Raw genomic sequence first — 3333 nt, 5'->3', positions numbered from 1 at the left:
CCCTGTTGGAGTAATATCGCGCTTATGCCTCTTGCTGTTTATCATCCCTGACAGCCTTTCTGATTAAACGCCTGCAAATACTCAATAAAACAGCGCAGCGCGGTGGAGTAATATTTGCGGCCCGGATAATACAACCAGAACCCCGCTGAAGGGGCGGCAAAGTGAGCCAGCACTTCAACCAGCTCGCCGCTTTCCAGCTGAGCCTGCGCCATGTCTTTTATCACAAAGGCCAGACCGGCGCTGCTGAGCGCCGCCGTCATCATCATCGCGTCGCTATCCAGCGTTAAACCGCCTTTTACCGCTATTTCCAGCGCCTGGCCGCCATCGCTAAATTCCCATTTGTAATTGACGCCGCTGGGAAAGCGGTGCTGGATACAGGAAAAATTCACCAGATCCCGGGGATGCTGTGGCGTGCCGTATCGCGCAATAAAATCGGGGCTGGCGACTACCGCGCCCCGTATTTTAGGGCCAAATGGGATGGCCACCATATCCTGCGGGATCGCTTCACCGAAACGCACACCGGCATCAAACCCACCTTCAACAATATTGACGAAACTGTCGCTGGTGGTGACTTCCAGCGCAATATCGGGATAGCGCTGACGAAAAGGAAGCAGCAACGTGCGTAAATAGAGCGCCTCGGCGCTGCGTGGAAGGTTCAGCCGTAAAGTACCGCGCGGATCGCTGCGCCAGTCATTCAGCTCGTCCACGGCTAAAGAGAGATCCAGCATCGCTGGCTCTATACGCAGCAGAAAGGCCCGTCCCGCTTCGGTCAGCGATACGCTTCTGGTGGTGCGGCTAAGCAGCCTGACGCCGGTACGCTGTTCCAGATTGCTGAGAGTATGGCTCAGAGTAGAGGGGGTAACGTTGCGCTCTTCCGCCGCTTTACGAAAATTAAGATGGCGGGCGATAGCGATAAATATTTCCAGTTCCTGAAGCGTGGCGCGTGTTTTCATATTAGTGATTTTTTTTCATTAATCTGCTCTGAAAGCATCAATTGTTGATTTTATTGCCGCAAAGTATAACGGTTCTGTCGATATCAAACGGAGAAAAAAATGAAACGCAGACTGTTAGGTAATCTTGAAGTGTCAGCGGTTGGCCTGGGCTGCATGGGAATGTCCTTTGCCTATGGCAAGAGCGATGAGCAACAGGCGATCGCTACGTTGCACCGGGCTTTCGAGCTGGGCGTGGATTTTCTGGATACGGCGGAAGTCTATGGTCCTTTTGAAAATGAAAAGCTGTTAGCAAAAGCGCTAAAAGGCTATGGCGGCAAGATTAAGGTCGCCACAAAATTTGGTTTCAACATCACCGACCAGGGAGAAGGCTGGGAAAGGATCAAGGGCGTGAACAGTCAGCCAGCCAATATTCGTAAAGTGGCGGAAGCCTCATTAAAAAGGCTGAATGTGGAAACGATAGACCTGTTTTACCAGCATCGTCCCGACCCGGCCGTACCGGTTGAAGAGGTGATGAGCACGCTGGCTGATTTGGTTCGCGAGGGAAAAATTCTGCATGTCGGCCTGTCAGAAGTGTCTGGCGAAACGTTACGTCGTGCCCATGCCGTTTATCCCGTGACGGCCCTACAAAGTGAGTATTCGCTGTGGAGCCGAGACGTGGAAAACAGCGTGCTGCCTGTTTGCCGCGAGCTGAATATTGGTTTTGTCCCTTACAGCCCGCTGGGGCGCGGTTTTCTGACCGGCAAAATGGCTGCGCCGTCAACGCTGGACGACCAGGACTATCGACGAGGGTTACCGCGCTTTCAGCCGGAAGCGCTGGCGCAAAATGCGCAGCTGGTAGCGCAGCTAACGGCAATGGCCGCAGGTTATCGCAGCACGGCGGCGCAGATTGCGCTGGCCTGGGTGCTGGCGAAAGGGCCAAATATTGTGCCGATCCCCGGCGCACGTAAAATTGTCCATCTGGAAGATAACTGTGGTGCGGCGGAGATTGCGCTGGCGGCGGATGATGTGACCCTCCTGGATCGCTTGTTTAGCCGGGAAAACGTAGCGGGCGAGCGCTATTCAGACAATGAGTTTGCGCTGGTAGAGCGGTAAATAAAATTTTTTAGCCTTAAGCCTGCATCGGTATCCGGGATGTCCGGATATTGCTGTAGGTTTTTTTTATAAGGCTGGCGGCCGTAAACGAGTTTGCATCAGGCAGCCTGAACCTTTTTTTGTGGTCTATCGCAATTGTTTGTTTTATATGGATATTTTAACGGAAGAAAAAAAAGGGTTTTTATCAGGCTTTAGTCAAAATTGTTTTCAGATAAGTCAGTTATGCTATATCGCTTATTATTCACTGCCGTACAGGCAACTTAGAAATATGTTTGCATCAGGCAGCCTTGAACACTACTGTTCACTGCCGTACAGGCAGCTTAGGAAGAAAAGCGGCTGGCAATCTTTCAACGATCTGAGTTCACTGCCGTACAGGCAGCTTAGAAAAACATGCGGAAATTTACGGCGAGGTGCTAACAACTCAGCATCCTTACAGGCCGTTCAAAAGCCACAGCACCCCTTATTTGTCCAACGTACAATGGGCGCTATAACACCCGGTTAAGAGACCGGCAGGCTGACAGTACAAAAAGTGCGGATAAGCGGCTGTTACGATATAAATTCTTTTCCTGTAAACGGCTTAAAACCCTTTGTACCCGCGTCATTCGTGCCTCTCCAGACCTGTTAATGATGTTGCTTTTTTGTAAACAGATTAACATTATCCTGGAATCCTGCTATGCTGGCCCTCGCGAAACCGGGCACCTTACCCTACAGAAAAGAGCGCAGATGCTTTTGCGATAAGCCTGAAGGCGCCCGGTTATTACACTGTGAGCGAGGAGAACGTCGTGCTAGAAGAATACCGTAAGCACGTTGCCGAGCGTGCTGCCGAAGGGATCGTTCCTAAACCGTTAGATGCTTCCCAAATGGCCGCGCTGGTTGAACTGCTGAAAAACCCGCCAGCGGGTGAAGAAGAATTCCTGTCCGATCTGTTGATTAATCGGGTTCCGCCGGGTGTTGATGAAGCGGCCTATGTAAAAGCCGGATTCCTGGCTGCTGTCGCCAAAGGCGAAGCGACCTCTCCTCTGGTTACTCCTGAAAAAGCCGTTGAGCTGCTGGGCACCATGCAGGGCGGCTACAACATTCATCCGCTGATTGACGCGCTGGACAACGAAAAGCTGGCACCTATTGCCGCTAAAGCCCTGTCCCACACGCTGCTGATGTTCGATAACTTCTACGATGTAGAAGAGAAAGCCAAAGCTGGCAACGCGCACGCGAAACAGATCATGCAATCCTGGGCGGATGCCGAATGGTATCTTTCCCGCCCAGAGCTGGCGGAAAAAATTACCGTCAC

General features: G+C 51.9%; 2 protein-coding genes and 1 pseudogene. 2 read left to right on the top strand and 1 reads right to left on the bottom strand.

What is annotated here, in order from left to right; translation table 11 throughout:
* Positions 1-41: 41 nt before the first annotated feature.
* Positions 42-953: a LysR family transcriptional regulator gene (locus RTK32_RS12795; protein WP_312044502.1), complete on the bottom strand. Its 912-nt coding sequence runs from the start codon at positions 951-953 to the stop codon at positions 42-44.
* 99 nt (positions 954-1052) lie between these two features.
* Here RTK32_RS12795 and RTK32_RS12790 point away from each other — a divergent pair, with 99 nt between their 5' ends.
* Together RTK32_RS12790 and RTK32_RS12785 are read left to right on the top strand one after the other, a co-directional pair.
* On the top strand, positions 1053-2045 hold the full coding sequence (locus RTK32_RS12790) for an aldo/keto reductase (protein ID WP_312044500.1): 993 nt from the start codon (positions 1053-1055) through the stop codon (positions 2043-2045).
* Between the two features lie 782 nt (positions 2046-2827).
* Positions 2828-3333 (top strand): annotated as a pseudogene (locus RTK32_RS12785) (aconitate hydratase B); the annotation flags it as partial.

Origin of the sequence: Erwinia sp., assembly GCF_031978025.1 — a bacterium.
Lineage (GTDB): Bacteria > Pseudomonadota > Gammaproteobacteria > Enterobacterales > Enterobacteriaceae > Erwinia.
Note: the sequence above shows the minus strand (reverse complement) of the source record. Positions and strands in the feature narration are given on the sequence as shown.